This is a genomic window from Streptomyces sichuanensis (assembly GCF_020328095.1).
GTDB classification, from domain to species: Bacteria; Actinomycetota; Actinomycetes; order Streptomycetales; family Streptomycetaceae; genus Streptomyces; species Streptomyces cinnamoneus.
The window spans coordinates 1-597 of sequence record NZ_JAIXMK010000155.1; the positions used below are offsets into that span (position 1 = coordinate 1).

At 75.4% G+C, this 597-nt stretch carries 1 protein-coding gene; it reads left to right on the top strand.

Going from position 1 to position 597, the window contains the following annotated elements:
- Positions 1-597: Dyp-type peroxidase (locus LE181_RS29070; RefSeq protein WP_225664498.1), on the top strand; the 597-nt coding region annotated here is incomplete at both ends.

The window sequence follows — 597 nt, forward strand, 5'->3', positions numbered from 1 at the left end:
CGGCGCCGCCGCGGCCGGCGGCACGGCCGTCGCGCTGCGCACCGGCCACGACGCCCGGCCGGCCGCCGCGGCCGGCGACGCGGTGCCCTTCCGCGGCGCCCACCAGGCCGGCATCGCCACGGCCGTCCAGGACCGCCTGCACTTCGCGGCGTTCGACGTCACCACCTCCGACCGCAACGCGCTGATCAAGGTGCTGAAGGAGTGGACGGCCGCCGCCGAGCGGATGACGGCCGGTCACGAGATCGGCGACGGCGCCTACGGCGGCCCGGGTGAGCTGCCGCCGGACGACACCGGTGAGGCCCTCGGCCTCAAGCCCTCCCGGCTGACCCTGACCTTCGGCGTGGGTCCCGGTCTGTTCGAGAAGGACGGCAAGGACCGCTTCGGGATCAAGTCCCGGCGCCCGCAGGCCCTGATCGACCTGCCCGCCTTCCCCGGGGACAACCTCGACCCGGCCCGCAGCGGCGGCGACCTGTGCGTCCAGGCGTGCGCCGACGACCCGCAGGTCGCGGTGCACGCGATCCGCAACCTCGCCCGCATCGGCATGGGCAAGGTCGCCATCCGCTGGTCGCAGCTCGGCTTCGGCAAGACGTCCTCGAC